The organism is Streptomyces sp. NPDC028308, assembly GCF_055565855.1.
Window position 1 is genome coordinate 83,553 of the sequence record NZ_JBVHTO010000001.1, and the last position, 14,897, is coordinate 98,449.

Here is a 14,897-nt window from a genome sequence, read left to right on the forward strand (position 1 = left end):
CCACAGGGCGGAAACGCGCTCTCCCTACCTTCAGGAGTCGTCACCCGTACGACACCTGAGCACCGGAGAACCGTGGAGGCGTCATGACAGCCCCGAACACAGCCCCCGCACAGAGCAGGGGAGGCCGCTGGATCGACGAGTGGGACCCCGAGGACGAGACCTTCTGGAAAGAGACGGGTGAGAAGGTCGCCCGGCGGAACCTGTTCTTCTCCGTGCTGTCCGAGCACATCGGGTTCTCGATCTGGACCCTGTGGTCCGTGCTCGTGCTGTTCATGGGACCGGAGTACGGCCTGACCCCGGCCGACAAGTTCATGCTCACCTCGATGGTGACGCTGGTCGGCGCCGTCGTGCGCGTGCCGTACACCTTCGCGGTGGCCGTCTTCGGCGGGCGGAACTGGACGATCGTCTCGGCGAGCCTGCTGCTCATCCCCTCGGTGGCCGCGTTCACCGTGATGGAGCCGGGGACCTCCTTCTCCACCTTCCTGCTGGTCGGCCTGCTCGCCGGCATCGGCGGCGGCAACTTCGCCTCCAGCATGACCAACATCAACGCGTTCTTCCCGCTGCGCAAGAAGGGCTGGGCGCTCGGACTCAACGCGGGCGGCGGCAACATCGGCGTGCCGGTGATCCAGCTCGTCGCCCTCGCGATCATCGGCGCGAGCGGCGGACCGCGGGTGCTGCTCGGCATCTACATCCCGCTCATCGTCGTCGCCGCCGTGCTCGCCGCCGTCTACATGGACAACATCTCGTCCGTGAAGAACGACACCGGCGCCGCCAAGGACGCCGCGCGGGACGGACACACCTGGATCATGGCGTTCCTCTACATCGGGACGTTCGGGTCGTTCATCGGATACAGCTTCGCCTTCGGCCAGGTGCTGCAGAACCAGTTCGGGCGCACCCCGCTGGAGGCCGCCTACGTCACCTTCATCGGACCGCTGCTCGGCTCGCTGATCCGGCCCGTCGGCGGCTGGCTCGCCGACCGGTACGGCGGCTCCAGGATCACCCTGTGGAACTTCGTCGCCATGGCCGCGGCCACCTCGGTGATCATCGCGGCCTCGATGCGGAAGTCGCTGCCGCTGTTCACCGTCGCCTTCATCGCGCTGTTCGTGCTCAGCGGCCTCGGCAACGGGTCGACCTACAAGATGATCCCCGGCATCTTCCAGAACAAGGCCCTCGCCAAGGGGCTGACCGGAGAGGCGGCCGCCGTGTACGGGCGCCGGCTGTCCGGGGCCTCCATGGGGCTCATCGGCGCGGTGGGCGCGCTCGGCGGCGTCGCCATCAACCTCGCCTTCCGGCAGTCGTTCCTCTCCTACGGCTCCGGCACCGGAGCCTTCGTCTCCTTCCTGGCCTTCTACGGGGTGTGCTTCGCGGTCACCTGGGCCGTATACCTTCGTCGTCCGGCGGCCTCCGCGAGCTCCACGACGGCGGCCTCGGAGACGAACCCGCAGCTCAGCTACGCCGAAGTGTGACGTTACACGCGCGACACGCGGCTGAACCGAGCCTGTCACGGGGCGTTGACAGGCTCGGGCCAGCCGCGACCGCACGACGACTCGAGCGCACGACGAGAGCCGGGACGAAAGCCATGTACGACGAACAGCAGCGACCAGACCACGGCCCCCTCGCGGGGTTCACCGTGGGCGTGACGGCCGCGCGTCGGGCCGACGAACTCGGAGCCCTGCTCCAGCGGCGCGGCGCCCTCGTGGTGCACGCCCCCGCCCTGCGCATCGTGCCGCTCGCCGACGACAGCGAACTGCTCGCCGCCACCAAGGAACTGATCGACCAGGCCCCGGACGTCGTCATCGCCACCACCGCCATCGGCTTCCGGGGCTGGGTCGAGGCCGCCGACGGCTGGGGCCTCGGCGAGGACCTGCTGGCACGGCTGCGCGGGGTCGAACTGCTCGCCCGCGGCCCCAAGGTCAAGGGCGCGATCCGGGCCCAGGGCCTGACCGAGGCGTGGTCGCCGTCCTCCGAGTCCATGGCGGAGGTGCTGGACCGGCTGCTGGACGAGGGGGTCGAGGGCCGCCGCGTCGCCATCCAGCTGCACGGCGAACCGCTGCCCGGATTCGTCGAGTCGCTGCGGGAGGCGGGCGCCGAGGTCGTGGGCGTACCGGTCTACCGGTGGATGCCGCCGGAGGACATCGGCCCCGTCGACCGGCTGCTCGACGCGGCCGTCACCCGCGGTGTGGACGCGCTCACCTTCACCAGCGCCCCCGCCGCGGCCTCCCTGCTCTCCCGCGCCGAGGACCGGGGCCTGCTGCCCGAACTGCTCGCCGCGCTCCACCACGACGTGCTGCCCGCCTGCGTGGGCCCCGTCACCGCGCTGCCCTTGCAGGCCCACGGCATCGACACCGTCCAGCCCGAGCGCTTCCGGCTCGGCCCCCTCGTCCAGCTGCTGTGCCAGGAACTGCCCGGCCGCGCCCGGACGCTGCCGATCGCGGGCCACCGGGTGGAGATCCGCGGGCACGCGGTGCTGGTCGACGAGCGGCTGCGGCCGGTGCCGCCCGCCGGGATGTCGCTGCTGCGGGCCCTGGCCAGGCGGCCGGGCTGGGTGGTCTCCCGGTCCGACCTGCTGCGGGCGCTGCCCGGGGCGGGCCGCGACGAGCACGCCGTGGAGACGGCGATGGCGCGGCTGCGGACCGCCCTCGGCGCGCCCAAGCTGATCCAGACCGTGGTCAAGCGCGGCTACCGGCTGGCGCTCGACCCGGCCGCCGACGCCAAGTACGCCGATTCCTGAGCCCGGTTGATCCTCCCGTACCCGACGAGGGCCCGGGCGAGGCAGCCCAGCGCGACGGTGGACAGCAGGGCCCGTACGACGTTCCACGCCACCCACGGGTCCTCGAACTCCTCGCGCACGGCGGCCGGATCGGCGATCTTCGCCGGGTCTCCGGCGTCCGCGAGGGCGTCGTTGAGCGGGATGTTCACGGCGACGGTGACGAGGAAGGCGAGCGCGTAGGCGAGCAGCGCCGCCCCCACCCAGCCCCGGAGCCCCGGCTCGCCGCGCGACTGCCAGGCGGAGACCGCCGTGAGCAGCAGCGCCCCCAGGAAGCTCAGGAGGAACACCGGGTTCTGGATCACCTCGTTGACGTTCTGCACGACCTCGACGTACACGCGGTCCTCGCTGCGGGCCAGCGCCGGCATCACGGCGCACGCGAACACGTAGAAGACCCCGGCGACCAGGCCCGTCGCGACGGCGGCCGCGGCCAGCACACCTCCGGCGGCCGTACGCCGCCCCCTGCTGTTCTGTGTCATGCCGTCCAGTCAACCGGCGTGATCGCCATGGGGACATGGCCGAGGCGCGCGGTCGCATAAGCGGACGTCCAGCGCGGGGGTTCCCGCGACGGCCGGGGAAAGGCACTGTAGGAGTACGGACCCCGCACGGACCCCTCGCGGAGCGGTAACCCAAGGCGGTGACAGGCGCATGGCATCGGGCACGGCCACGGCCTCGTACGACATGCGGTTCGACTCCGGGCGGATCTGCCTGGACCTGGTGGCGACCACCCATCCCGAGGAACGGCTCGGCTCCGCCGAGCGGTTGCGGGCCTGGATCGCCGGCTCCGGCCTGGTGCCCGAGGGGACCCCGCTGGGCGCGGTGGACGAGGCCTGGCTCGTCGCCTGCCACGAACTGCGCGGCCACATCGAGCGGTTGGTGAGCGGCGAGCTGGACGGACGGCCCGCCGACGCGGACCTGGCCCGCGTCAACGCGCTCGCCCTGCACGCGCCGCCCGCGCCCCGCGCCGTGCGCACCGAGGACGGGTCGCTGCTGCGGCGCCTGCACGGGCCGCTGCTCCGTGCCCCGCTGCTCGCGGCGGTGGCACGCGACGCCCTTGAGCTGCTCACCGACCCCGTCGCCCGGGCCTGCCTGCGGCGTTGCGAGGGGGACAACTGCCCGATCGTGTACCTGGACACCTCGCGCGGGCGCCGGCGCCGCTGGTGCTCCAGCGAGGTGTGCGGGAACCGCGAGCGGGTGGCCAGACACAGGCGGCGTGCGGCACTCGCCCGGGCGTGAACTACCCTCCTGTCACACCCCGCTCAAGAAATTTGTGCGACCACTTTGAACACGGGCGCATCCGGGTCCGTACCCGGTGGTGAGCGACCGACTGGGGGACCCCGGTCGAATCGGGGACACCGGAGGTAGGCGTGCGCAAGGATTCCGCCGTGGCTGATGAACGCCCGCCAAGGGCACGACATCGAGCGTCCCAGCCCTCGGAACCTGACGAGGAGCTGATGCGGGCGCTGTACCGCGAGCACGCCGGACCCCTGCTCGCCTACGTGCTCCGGCTGGTCGCGGGTGACCGGCAGCGGGCCGAGGACGTCGTGCAGGAGACGCTCATCCGTGCCTGGAAGAACGCCGGTCAGCTCAATCGGGCCACCGGTTCGGTACGCCCCTGGCTGGTGACGGTCGCCCGGCGCATCGTCATCGACGGCCACCGCAGCCGGCAGGCCCGGCCGCAGGAGGTCGACCCGTCGCCGCTGGAGGTCATCCCCGCGGAGGACGAGATCGACAAGGCGTTGTGGCTGATGACACTGTCTGACGCGCTGGACGACCTGACCCCTGCCCACCGGGAGGTTCTGGTCGAGACGTACTTCAAGGGGCGTACGGTCAATGAGGCGGCCGAGACGCTCGGAATCCCCAGTGGCACCGTGCGCTCGAGAGTTTTCTACGCACTGAGGTCGATGAAGCTGGCACTGGAGGAGCGGGGGGTGACGGCATGAGCATTTACGGGGGATTCGGAACGGGTAGTCCTGGATCCATGCAGGGATCACAGGGCCCTAATGAGCACGAGACCGTCGGCGCCTACGCCCTCGGCATCCTCGACGACGCCGAGGCGACCGCCTTCGAGGCGCACCTCGCCACCTGCGAATGGTGCGCCCAGCAGCTCGACGAGCTCGCCGGGATGGAACCGATGCTGGCGGCCCTCGCGGACCTCCCCGGCTCCCAGGGCACCCCGGCCATCGGCGAGTCCCTGTCGGCCCGCCCCGCTCCGCGGCTCGCGGAACGGCTGGTCGACGAGGTCGCCGAGCGGCGCGCCCGCAAGCGCCGGCGCGGCATGTACCTGGTGGCGGCCGCGGCCGCGCTGATCATCGGCGGCCCGCTGACGGTGATGGCGGTCAGCGGCGGCGGCACGACCGACGAGGCCGGGATGCCGCATCCCACCAGCCCCGCCAAGGCCGCCTTCGACGTGATGTCCGACAAGGTCCACGCCACGGACCCGGGCACCAAGGTCAACGCCGTGGTCGCGACGGAGCCGAAGCCCTGGGGCACGCACGCGGTCCTGGAGCTGAAGAACGTCAAGGGCCCGCTCAAGTGCTCCCTCATCGCCGTCGGCAAGAACGGCGAGCGTGAGACCGTGACCTCCTGGGCGGTCCCGAAGTGGGGCTACGGCATCGAGAACGCCAAGACGGAGCAGGCCAAGCAGCCGCTCTACGTCCACGGCGGCGCCGCCTTCACCCCGAACGAGATCGACCACTTCGAGGTCATGACCTTCGACGGGAAGCGGCTCGTGGAGGTGGACGCGTGAGCGTGCCTCCGCGGGACGCGTGAGCGGTCCCGGAGCGCACACGTAGCCTGGCGGGCCCCCCTTCGCGTACGGTTGACGGCTGCCCAGCACGTCAGAAGGGGGCCCGGTGGCCGCTCAGGTTCAACAGCAGGCCGCGCTCGGTCCGGTCGAGGGTTCCGCCGCGCTCGACTCGGCCGGAGATTCCGTACGCGACCGGGAGATCGGCGTCGAACAGGAACACCTGGACCGGGTGTACCAGCGCCTCGAGGAGAAGATCCACGAGGCCGAGTTCCTGATGAACGACGCCGCCAAGCGCGGTCAGGTCGGTACGCCGGGGGCGCTCGCGGAGCGCGACGCCCAGGTGTTCCGCGCGGGAATTCACCTCAACCGCCTCAACAACGAGTTCGAGGACTTCCTCTTCGGCCGGATCGACCTGCTCCTCGGGAAGGACGGCAAGAAGGGCCCGGACGGCGCGTACACCGCGGTCGACCCGGCCGAGGGCGCCGTCCGCGAGGACAACACCGCGGAGATCGCGGAGACGCTCCACATCGGCCGTATCGGCGTCCTGGACGCCGACTACGCGCCGCTCGTCATCGACTGGCGCGCCCCCGCGGCGGCGCCCTTCTACCGGTCGACGCCCGTCGAGCCGGGCCGGGTGGTCCGCCGCCGGGTCATCCGCTCCAAGGGCCGCCGCGTCCTCGGGGTCGAGGACGACCTGATGCGGCCGGAGCTGACGGCGACCCTGGACGGCGAGAAACTCGCCGTGATCGGCGACGGCGCCCTCATGGCCGCCCTCGGCCAGGCCCGCAGCCACACCATGCGCGACATCGTGGCGTCCATCCAGGCCGAGCAGGACCTGGTGATCCGGGCGCCCGCCGCCTCGGTGACCTACGTCGAGGGCGGCCCCGGCACGGGCAAGACGGCGGTGGCCCTGCACCGCGCCGCCTACCTCCTCTACCAGGACCGCCGCAGATACGCCGGCGGCATCCTGATCGTCTCCCCGACCCCGCTGCTCGTCGCGTACACCGAGGGCGTGCTGCCCTCGCTCGGCGAGGAGGGCCAGGTCGCCATCCGCGCCATCGGCTCCCTGGTGGACGGCGCGGAGGCCACCCAGTACGACTCCCCGGCGGTGGCCCGCGCCAAGGGCTCGTACCGCATGCTCAAGGTGCTGCGGAAGGCCGCCCGCGGGGCCCTGGAGACACCGTGGGGCGCCGGGCGCGGCCCGTCCTCCCGGGGCGGCTCCGGCCGTCCCGCGGGCGGCGAGCAGCTCGCCCTCGGCGAGGACGCCGAGCAGGCCGGGGCACCCGCCGGCACGCCCGGCCGGCTGCGGGTGGTCGCCTTCGGCCGGCGGATCGAGCTGGAGGCCGACGAGCTGGACCAAATCCGGCAGAGCGCGCTCAGCGGGACCGCGCCGGTCAACCTGCTGCGCCCGCGTGCCCGCAAGCTGCTGCTGGACGCCCTGTGGTCCCGCTCGGGCGCCGGTACGCGGCACACGGACCCCGAGCTGGCCGCCGAGCTGCGGTCGTCCTTCGACGAGGACGTCACCTCCGAGGACGGCTTCATCGAGTTCCTGGACGCCTGGTGGCCCGAGCTGACCCCGCGGGGCGTGCTGTCCGCCATGGCCGACGAGAAGCGGCTCGGCCGGTGGGCGCGGCGGATCCTGAATCCCGGCGAGGTCCGCAAGGTGGCCCGCTCGCTGCGGCGGGAGGGGCTCTCGGTGCACGATGTCGCCATGCTGGACGAGCTCCAGGCGATCCTCGGGACGCCCGCCCGGCCCCGGAAGCGGCGCGACCTCGACCCGCTGGACCAGCTCACCGGCCTGGAGGAGCTGATGCCGGTGCGCGAGGAGTCGCAGCGCGAGCGGGCCGAGCGGCTCGCCCAGGAGCGGGTGGAGTACGCGCACGTCATCGTCGACGAGGCGCAGGACCTCACGCCCATGCAGTGGCGCATGGTCGGGCGCCGGGGCCGGCACGCCACGTGGACGGTCGTCGGCGACCCGGCCCAGTCCTCGTGGTCCGACCCCGAGGAGGCCGCGCAGGCCCGTGACGAGGCCCTGGGGTCCCGTCCACGGCGCCGTTTCACCCTGACGGTGAACTACCGCAACCCGGCCGAGATCGCCGAGCTGGCCGCCAAGGTCCTCGCCCTCGCCATGCCCGGCTCGCAGTCCCCCTCGGCCGTACGGTCCACGGGCGTCGAGCCGCGCTTCGCCGTCGTGCGGGACTCGCTCGCCCAGAGCGTCCGGGCGGAGGCCGAGCGGCTGCTGGAGCGCGTGGACGGCACGGTGGGCGTCGTGGTGGCCATGAACCGGCGCGAGGAGGCCGCCCGCTGGCTCGCCGGCCTCGGGGACCGCGTGGTGGCGCTGGGCAGCCTGGAGGCCAAGGGGCTGGAGTACGACGCCACGATCGTCGTGTCGCCCGCGGAGATCGCCGACGAGTCGCCCGCCGGCCTGCGCGTGCTGTACGTCGCCCTGACCCGCGCGACCCAGCAGCTGACGATCGTCTCGGCGGACCGGGACGAGCCGGACGCCCAGGGGGTGCCCGATCTGCTGAGGGACTGAGGGGGTTTCCGTGGCCCGCCGACAGGACGACCCGGAAATGAACTTTCGGGACGGGAATTGCCTTGCGGGGATCGTTTGTTACCTTGGACGTGGCACCGGCCCGATCCAAGCCCCCGGGCCCAACCTTCGTCGCTACGAGCGACCACTTGCCGCGAGGCGAGCATGGCGGGTCGGTGTCATTGACTTCGCGAAAGGCTCACGTCACCCCGTGACGTGGGCCTTTTCGTCGTTCCCGGGCACCGTGCGTCCCGGCGGGCTCTTCCCTCCCGTCCATCACTTCTCGTATGGTGGAAGTAGTTTTCCGAAAGTGCTCGGTCGTTGCGAACAAAACGTTCGCAACCCGGGGTGGCTACCACGTACTCCGCGGTAGGTGCGACGATCGGACGACGCCGCCGGAACGACCCCGTTCCCGCGGCGTACGCAGCGAACACGGTGAAAGCAGAGGAAGTCGGCCATGGCAACGGCGCCCAGCGTCTCCTACTCGATGACGGTCCGGCTGGAGGTGCCCGCCAGCGGAACGGCGGTCTCCCAGCTCACCGGAGCCGTCGAGTCCCACGGAGGCTCGGTGACCGGCCTCGACGTCACGGCGTCCGGTCACGAGAAACTCCGCATCGACGTCACCATCGCGGCCACCTCCACGTCCCACGCCGACGAGATCGTCGAGCAGCTGCGCGCCATCGAGGGCGTCACCCTGGGCAAGGTCTCCGACCGTACGTTCCTCATGCACCTCGGCGGCAAGATCGAGATGCAGTCCAAGCACCCCATCCGCAACCGCGACGACCTCTCGATGATCTACACGCCGGGCGTGGCCCGCGTGTGCATGGCGATCGCCGAGAACCCCGAGGACGCCCGCCGCCTCACCATCAAGCGCAACTCCGTTGCGGTCGTGACGGACGGCTCGGCCGTGCTCGGCCTCGGCAACATCGGCCCCAAGGCCGCCCTGCCGGTCATGGAGGGCAAGGCCGCCCTCTTCAAGCGCTTCGCCGGCATCGACGCCTGGCCGCTGTGCCTGGACACCCAGGACACCGACGCGATCGTCGAGATCGTCAAGGCCATCGCCCCCGGCTTCGCGGGCATCAACCTGGAGGACATCTCCGCTCCCCGCTGCTTCGAGATCGAGGCGCGGCTGCGCGAGGCCCTCGACATCCCCGTCTTCCACGACGACCAGCACGGCACGGCGATCGTCGTCCTCGCCGCCCTGACGAACGCCCTGCGGGTGGCCGGCAAGGCGATCGGCGACATCCGCGTGGTCATGTCCGGCGCAGGCGCCGCCGGTACCGCCATCCTCAAGCTGCTGCTCGCCGCGGGCGTCAAGAACGCCGTCGTGGCCGACATCCACGGAGTCGTGCACGCGGACCGGACGGACCTCGTCGACGCCGCCGCCGACTCGCCGCTGCGCTGGATCGCCGACAACACCAACCCCGAGGGCCTCACGGGCACCCTCAAGGAGGCCGTGCGCGGCGCCGACGTCTTCATCGGCGTCTCCGCCCCGAACGTGATCGACGGCGACGACGTGGCCGCCATGGCGGACGGCGCCATCGTGTTCGCGCTCGCGAACCCCGACCCCGAGGTCGACCCGGCAATCGCCCGCCTGACGGCCGCAGTTGTGGCCACCGGCCGCTCCGACTTCCCCAACCAGATCAACAACGTCCTGGTGTTCCCGGGCGTCTTCCGCGGCCTGCTGGACGCCCAGTCGCGTACGGTCAACACGGAGATGATGCTGGCCGCCGCGACCGCCCTCGCGGACGTGGTGACCGAGGACGAGCTGAACCCGAACTACATCATCCCGAGCGTCTTCAACGACAAGGTCGCGGGCGCCGTCGCCGGTGCGGTGCGCAACGCCGCGAAGGCGGCCGGGGTGACCGTGACGGACAGCACGTCCGCCAACACATCGGTGTGAGACCGGCTGTGACGGGTACCACGACCGCTTGAGGCCCGGCGCGTCGCGGAACGCACGGCCTCCGGCCGCCTTTAGGGTGGCGGCCAGGCTCAGGTCCCCAGGTCCTGCGGTCCGCTGCCGGGAGCAGACGGAGCGTCACCACTCCGAGGCAGTGGCGCTCTTCGTGTGACTCCCAAGGGTGTTCGTGTGACTCCCAGGGGTGCCGGATTGGCTTTCCCGCCGCAGGTGGGGGCAGGATGCGTCTTCGGGCGCGAGGGTCTGGCGACGGACCCGGGTCCGGGGACCGACCGAGGACCCTGGCAGCATCGGCTACGCCGCATCAAACATGCGGCTCTGCCGCGTGGCACGCCTCAACGGCAAGAAGAACACGGGAGTAACAACATGAACCGCAGTGAGCTGGTGGCCGCGCTGGCCGACCGCGCCGAGGTGACCCGCAAGGACGCCGACGCCGTTCTGGCCGCGTTCGCCGAGACCGTCGGCGAGATCGTCGCCAAGGGCGACGAGAAGGTCACCATCCCCGGCTTCCTGACCTTCGAGCGCACCCACCGTGCCGCTCGCACCGCGCGCAACCCGCAGACCGGCGACCCGATCCAGATCCCCGCCGGGTACAGCGTGAAGGTCTCCGCGGGCAGCAAGCTCAAGGAAGCCGCCAAGGGTAAGTAGTAACCGCCTGCGCCACGGGACGGCGCGGCAACGAGCAGTACGCGAATGGGGCGGCGCCCGGACTTCCGGGCGCCGCCCCATCGTGGTGTCTGCCGTGGCCCGGGCCGGCGGTCGCGCCGCCGGCCCGGGCCGGTCCCGCTAGCCGAGCGCCTTGCCGGGCAGCTCGACCTTCGCACCGAGCTCCACGAGCTTCTCCATGAAGTTCTCGTAGCCGCGGTTGATGAGGTCGATGCCGTGCACCCGGGAGGTGCCCTGGGCCGCGAGAGCGGCGATCAGGTACGAGAACCCGCCGCGCAGGTCCGGGATCACCAGATCGGCGCCCTGGAGCCGCGTGGGGCCCGAAACGACGGCGGAGTGCAGGAAGTTGCGCTGGCCGAAGCGGCAGTTCGAGCCGCCGAGGCACTCGCGGTACAGCTGGATGTGCGCGCCCATCTGGTTCAGCGCCGAGGTGAAGCCGAGCCGGGACTCGTACACCGTCTCGTGGATGATCGACAGGCCCGTGGCCTGCGTGAGGGCGACGACCAGCGGCTGCTGCCAGTCGGTCTGGAAGCCCGGGTGGACGTCCGTCTCCAGCGCGATCGACTTCAGCTGGCCGCCCGGGTGCCAGAAGCGGATGCCCTCGTCGTCGATCTCGAAGGCACCGCCCACCTTCCGGTAGGTGTTCAGGAACGTCATCATCGAGCGCTGCTGGGCGCCGCGGACGTAGATGTTGCCTTCGGTCGCCAGGGCCGCGGAAGCCCAGGAGGCGGCCTCCAGGCGGTCCGGGAGGGCCGCGTGCGTGTAGCCGCCCAGGGTGTCGACACCGGTGATCCGGATGGTCCGGTCGGTGTCCATGGCGATGATCGCGCCCATCTTCTGCAGCACGCAGATGAGGTCCTCGATCTCGGGCTCCACGGCCGCGTTGGCCAGCTCCGTGACGCCCTCGGCGAGCACCGCGGTCAGCAGCACCTGCTCGGTCGCGCCCACGGACGGGTACGGCAGCTTGATCTTGGTGCCGCGCAGCCGCTGCGGGGCCTCCAGGTACTGGCCGTCCGCCCGCTTCTCGATCTTCGCGCCGAACTGCCGCAGCACCTCGAAGTGGAAGTCGATCGGCCGGCCGCCGATGTCGCAGCCGCCCAGACCGGGGATGAACGCGTGCCCCAGGCGGTGCAGCAGCGGACCGCAGAAGAGGATCGGAATGCGCGAGGAGCCCGCGTGGGCGTCGATGTCGGCGACGTTCGCGCTCTCCACGTGCGACGGGTCGAGCACCAGCTCGCCCGGTTCCTCGCCCGGACGGACCGTCACGCCGTGCAGCTGCAGCAGCCCGCGCACGACCCGCACGTCGCGGATGTCCGGGACGTTGCGCAGTCGGCTCGGAGCGCTGCCCAGCAGGGCCGCGACCATGGCCTTGGGTACGAGGTTCTTCGCACCGCGGACACGGATTTCGCCCTCGAGCGGGGTGCCGCCGTGGACAAGCAATACGTCATCAGAGCCGTTGACGGTCATGAATCTCGCGTTCCGGTGAGGTGGGCAGGGGTTGAAGAGGCAAGCGTAATGGCCGCCCACCCCCCTTCTGTAAGCCCGAGGACCTCCCAGCTACGTCATAGCTTTGCCACAACACGAACCGTTCCTAATCGGGCACACCGGGTCACCGGCCACGCCGTGCGCCGGTCCCGCTCCTCTACGCCCTGAGCTGCATTCACTCGCGTACCCGCATTGGCTCCCCACGTGACGGGAAGATGCGAGATCATGTCTGGCATGACCGAGGTGTCCTCGCTCACAGGGCGGCTGCTCGTGGCCACGCCCGCCCTGGCGGACCCGAACTTCGACCGCGCGGTGGTGCTGCTCCTCGACCACGACGAGGAGGGCTCCCTGGGCGTCGTCCTCAACCGGCCCACGCCCGTGGACGTCGGCGACATCCTGGAGGCCTGGGCGGACCTGGCGGGCGAGCCGGGCGTGGTGTTCCAGGGCGGGCCGGTCTCGCTCGACTCGGCTCTGGGCGTCGCGGTGATCCCCGGCGACGCGTCGGGGGAGCAGTCGCCGCTGGGCTGGCGCCGGGTGCACGGCGCGATCGGGCTCGTCGACCTGGAGGCGCCGCCCGAGCTGCTCGCCGCGGCCCTCGGCTCGCTGCGGATCTTCGCCGGCTACGCGGGCTGGGGCCCGGGACAGCTGGAGGACGAGCTCTCCGAGGGGGCCTGGTACGTGGTCGAGTCCGAGCCGGGAGACGTCTCGTCGCCCTCCCCGGAGCGGCTGTGGCGCGAGGTCCTGCGCCGCCAGCGCAGCGACCTGGCGATGGTGGCCACCTATCCGGACGACCCTTCGCTCAACTGATGGCTGTGACCTTCAGTACCCTTGCGGACATGAGCACTCTTGAGCCTGAGACCCAGCCCCAGCGAGGTACTGGGACGGGGACCCTCGTAGAGCCGACGCCGCAGACGTCGCACGGCGACGGCGACCACGAGCGCTTCGCCCACTACGTCCAGAAGGACAAGATCATGGCGAGCGCCCTCGACGGCACGCCCGTCGTGGCCCTCTGCGGCAAGGTGTGGGTCCCGGGCCGCGACCCGAAGAAGTACCCCGTGTGCCCCATGTGCAAGGAGATCTACGAGTCCATGGGCGCCGGCGGCGACAAGGACGGTGGCAAGGGCGGCGACAAGAAGTAGGGCGCGGGCGGTCCCGCCCTCCCTCGGCGCGTCAGCCGCGTGGATCCAGCACGGCCGCGGCACCCCGGACCGGGGTGCCGCGGCCTTGTCGTGCCCTGAGGCGTGCGCGGCTCCCGTCCCGGGGGCGTCCGGTGAAGTCGGCCGGGTCCGGGCAGTGCGGTTCCGGATGAGCCGTCGCGGTCCGCCCGTTGCACGGAGTGCGTCCCGGGGTCACAGAGTGGTTGAGACCTCTTGTGGGCGCCTTCCTCTACTCCATAGCCTCCGGTGTGTTGTGCAGTGCGAAACCGCCATTGCGTATGTTGCAACGCACTCCCCCCGGAGGATGCTCGATGAAGCTCTCTGTCCGCCTGACCGCGTCGCTGGCCGCCCTGGTGGCGGCCACGCTGACCGCCACCGCCTGCGCCCCACAGACGTCCGACGACTCCTCCTCCGGCAAGGACGAGAAGAAGGGCACCCTGCGCGTGTGGCTCTTCCAGGAGGTCGCCAACGCGCCCAAGGAGAAGGTCGTCGGCGCCGCCGTGGCCGGCTTCGAGAAGGCGCACCCGGGCGCGGAGGTGAAGGTCGAGTACATCCCCGTCGAGACGCGCGCCCAGCGCATCAAGGCCGCCTTCAACGACCCGAAGAGCGCGCCCGACGTGATCGAGTACGGCAACACCGACACCGCCGGTTACGTCAAGGACGGTGGACTGGCCGACATCACACGGGAGTTCACCGACTGGAAGGAGGCCAAGGACTCCGATCCGACCGCCCGCCAGTCCGTGACGGTGGACGGGAAGGTCTACGGCGCCCCCCTCTTCGTCGGCGTGCGCGCCCTGTACTACCGCACCGACGTCTTCGAGGACCTCGGCCTCGACGTGCCGCGCACGCAGGCCGAACTGATCGACACCGCACGGCGCATCCGGGCCGCGAAGCCCGACCTGTACGGCCTCGCGGTCGGCGGCGCCTACACCTACGGCGCGATGCCCTTCATCTGGGCCAACGGCGGTGAACTCGCCCGGGGCAAGGGCGGTTCGTACGCCTCCGCCATCGACAGCGCCGCCGCGCAGAAGGGCATCAAGGCCTACACCTCGCTCTTCGGCGACACCAACTGCCCGGCCGCCAAGTGCGCGGGCATGGGCGGCAACGACACCGTCACCGCCTTCGCCGCGGGCAAGGCCGGCATGGCCATCGGCGGCGACTTCAGCCACGCGGCCGTGGAAGCCGGAAAGGTTCGGGGCAAGTACGCCGTCGTCCCGCTGCCCGGCCTGAAGAAGGGGGAGATAGCCCCGGCCTTCGCGGGCGGCAACAACCTCGGCGTCCTGAAGAGCACCTCGCACCGCTCCCTCGCCGTGGACCTGCTGAAGCGGCTCGCGTCCAAGAAGACGCAGGGCGAACTCTTCGACGCCATGGGCTTCCTGCCGACGTACACCGACGTGCGGGCCGACGTCGCGAAGAAGGAGCCGTTCGTCGAGCCCTTCGTCAAGACCCTCGCCGCGGGCGCCAAGTTCGTCCCCGCCTCGCCGGCCTGGGCCCAGATCGACGCCTCGCTCGTCCTGCCGACCATGTTCCAGGAGGTCGTCAGCGGCAAGAAGGACGTGCCGCGGGCCTCGAAGGACGCGGCGAAGAAGATGGACGACGCCTTCAGCTCCGTCGGCTGAACC

Annotated in this window: 13 protein-coding genes; 11 read left to right on the forward strand and 2 right to left on the reverse strand. The window is 71.2% G+C overall.

From position 1 onward, the window contains the following. Positions 1 to 83: 83 nt before the first annotated feature. Together ACZ4VA_RS00300 and ACZ4VA_RS00305 are read left to right on the forward strand one after the other, a co-directional pair. The gene (locus ACZ4VA_RS00300) at positions 84 to 1,466 is read left to right on the forward strand and encodes a nitrate/nitrite transporter (RefSeq protein WP_355782140.1); all 1,383 of its coding nucleotides are present in this window, start codon (positions 84 to 86) and stop codon (positions 1,464 to 1,466) included. A gap of 113 nt (positions 1,467 to 1,579) precedes the next feature. Continuing rightward, entirely contained in the window at positions 1,580 to 2,731 is a 1,152-nt protein-coding gene (locus tag ACZ4VA_RS00305) for a uroporphyrinogen-III synthase (protein WP_355782143.1), read from the forward strand. On the opposite strand, the gene ACZ4VA_RS00310 is transcribed toward ACZ4VA_RS00305, so the two are convergent. Next, positions 2,680 to 3,246 (reverse strand): anthrone oxygenase family protein, encoded by a 567-nt coding sequence (locus tag ACZ4VA_RS00310; protein WP_468079035.1) that lies wholly within the window; start codon positions 3,244 to 3,246, stop codon positions 2,680 to 2,682. The genes ACZ4VA_RS00305 and ACZ4VA_RS00310 overlap by 52 nt on opposite strands. Before the next feature lie 169 nt (positions 3,247 to 3,415). Here ACZ4VA_RS00310 and ACZ4VA_RS00315 point away from each other — a divergent pair, with 169 nt between their 5' ends. The 6 genes from ACZ4VA_RS00315 to ACZ4VA_RS00340 all read left to right on the forward strand — a co-directional run bounded on the left by ACZ4VA_RS00315 (position 3,416) and on the right by ACZ4VA_RS00340 (position 10,615). After that, positions 3,416 to 4,003, forward strand: a complete 588-nt coding sequence (locus tag ACZ4VA_RS00315; protein WP_355782149.1) for a CGNR zinc finger domain-containing protein — start codon at positions 3,416 to 3,418, stop codon at positions 4,001 to 4,003. A 131-nt stretch (positions 4,004 to 4,134) separates the two neighbouring features. After that, positions 4,135 to 4,710, forward strand: a complete 576-nt coding sequence (locus ACZ4VA_RS00320) for a sigma-70 family RNA polymerase sigma factor (RefSeq protein ID WP_121402637.1) — start codon at positions 4,135 to 4,137, stop codon at positions 4,708 to 4,710. Between the two features lie 38 nt (positions 4,711 to 4,748). Further along, positions 4,749 to 5,516, forward strand: coding sequence for an anti-sigma factor family protein (locus ACZ4VA_RS00325; RefSeq protein ID WP_388903933.1), 768 nt, complete (start codon positions 4,749 to 4,751; stop codon positions 5,514 to 5,516). Positions 5,517 to 5,622: 106 nt separating this feature from the next. Beyond that, a complete protein-coding gene (locus ACZ4VA_RS00330; protein ID WP_468079038.1) occupies positions 5,623 to 8,052 on the forward strand; it encodes a HelD family protein in 2,430 nt (809 codons plus the stop codon). A gap of 454 nt (positions 8,053 to 8,506) precedes the next feature. Next, positions 8,507 to 9,952 (forward strand): NAD-dependent malic enzyme, encoded by a 1,446-nt coding sequence (locus ACZ4VA_RS00335; protein WP_356172853.1) that lies wholly within the window; start codon positions 8,507 to 8,509, stop codon positions 9,950 to 9,952. Between the two features lie 381 nt (positions 9,953 to 10,333). After that, positions 10,334 to 10,615: an HU family DNA-binding protein gene (locus ACZ4VA_RS00340; RefSeq protein ID WP_007382399.1), complete on the forward strand. Its 282-nt coding sequence runs from the start codon at positions 10,334 to 10,336 to the stop codon at positions 10,613 to 10,615. A 138-nt stretch (positions 10,616 to 10,753) separates the two neighbouring features. On the opposite strand, the gene murA is transcribed toward ACZ4VA_RS00340, so the two are convergent. Next, positions 10,754 to 12,100 carry a UDP-N-acetylglucosamine 1-carboxyvinyltransferase gene (murA, locus tag ACZ4VA_RS00345; RefSeq protein WP_355794412.1) on the reverse strand — a complete coding sequence of 449 codons (1,347 nt, stop codon included), beginning with the start codon at positions 12,098 to 12,100 and terminating at the stop codon, positions 10,754 to 10,756. A gap of 252 nt (positions 12,101 to 12,352) precedes the next feature. Here murA and ACZ4VA_RS00350 point away from each other — a divergent pair, with 252 nt between their 5' ends. The 3 genes from ACZ4VA_RS00350 to ACZ4VA_RS00360 all read left to right on the forward strand — a co-directional run bounded on the left by ACZ4VA_RS00350 (position 12,353) and on the right by ACZ4VA_RS00360 (position 14,894). Then, positions 12,353 to 12,925 (forward strand): YqgE/AlgH family protein, encoded by a 573-nt coding sequence (locus ACZ4VA_RS00350; RefSeq protein WP_389389661.1) that lies wholly within the window; start codon positions 12,353 to 12,355, stop codon positions 12,923 to 12,925. Positions 12,926 to 12,954: 29 nt separating this feature from the next. Further along, positions 12,955 to 13,257, forward strand: a complete 303-nt coding sequence (locus ACZ4VA_RS00355; RefSeq protein ID WP_356172847.1) for a DUF3039 domain-containing protein — start codon at positions 12,955 to 12,957, stop codon at positions 13,255 to 13,257. Positions 13,258 to 13,586: 329 nt separating this feature from the next. Next, entirely contained in the window at positions 13,587 to 14,894 is a 1,308-nt protein-coding gene (locus ACZ4VA_RS00360; protein WP_355785732.1) for an extracellular solute-binding protein, read from the forward strand. Positions 14,895 to 14,897: the final 3 nt, after the last annotated feature.

What these genes read in the sequence shown, in the direction of transcription:
- ACZ4VA_RS00300 (WP_355782140.1), top strand. Translation starts at nt 84, where the DNA reads ATGACAGCCCCGAACACAGCCCCCGCACAGAGCAGGGGAGGCCGCTGG.
- ACZ4VA_RS00350 (WP_389389661.1), top strand. Translation starts at nt 12,353, where the DNA reads ATGACCGAGGTGTCCTCGCTCACAGGGCGGCTGCTCGTGGCCACGCCC.
- ACZ4VA_RS00335 (WP_356172853.1), top strand. Translation starts at nt 8,507, where the DNA reads ATGGCAACGGCGCCCAGCGTCTCCTACTCGATGACGGTCCGGCTGGAG.
- ACZ4VA_RS00310 (WP_468079035.1), bottom strand. Translation starts at nt 3,246, where the DNA reads ATGACACAGAACAGCAGGGGGCGGCGTACGGCCGCCGGAGGTGTGCTG.
- ACZ4VA_RS00355 (WP_356172847.1), top strand. Translation starts at nt 12,955, where the DNA reads ATGAGCACTCTTGAGCCTGAGACCCAGCCCCAGCGAGGTACTGGGACG.
- murA (WP_355794412.1), bottom strand. Translation starts at nt 12,100, where the DNA reads ATGACCGTCAACGGCTCTGATGACGTATTGCTTGTCCACGGCGGCACC.
- ACZ4VA_RS00315 (WP_355782149.1), top strand. Translation starts at nt 3,416, where the DNA reads ATGGCATCGGGCACGGCCACGGCCTCGTACGACATGCGGTTCGACTCC.
- ACZ4VA_RS00360 (WP_355785732.1), top strand. Translation starts at nt 13,587, where the DNA reads ATGAAGCTCTCTGTCCGCCTGACCGCGTCGCTGGCCGCCCTGGTGGCG.
- ACZ4VA_RS00305 (WP_355782143.1), top strand. Translation starts at nt 1,580, where the DNA reads ATGTACGACGAACAGCAGCGACCAGACCACGGCCCCCTCGCGGGGTTC.
- ACZ4VA_RS00325 (WP_388903933.1), top strand. Translation starts at nt 4,749, where the DNA reads ATGCAGGGATCACAGGGCCCTAATGAGCACGAGACCGTCGGCGCCTAC.
- ACZ4VA_RS00340 (WP_007382399.1), top strand. Translation starts at nt 10,334, where the DNA reads ATGAACCGCAGTGAGCTGGTGGCCGCGCTGGCCGACCGCGCCGAGGTG.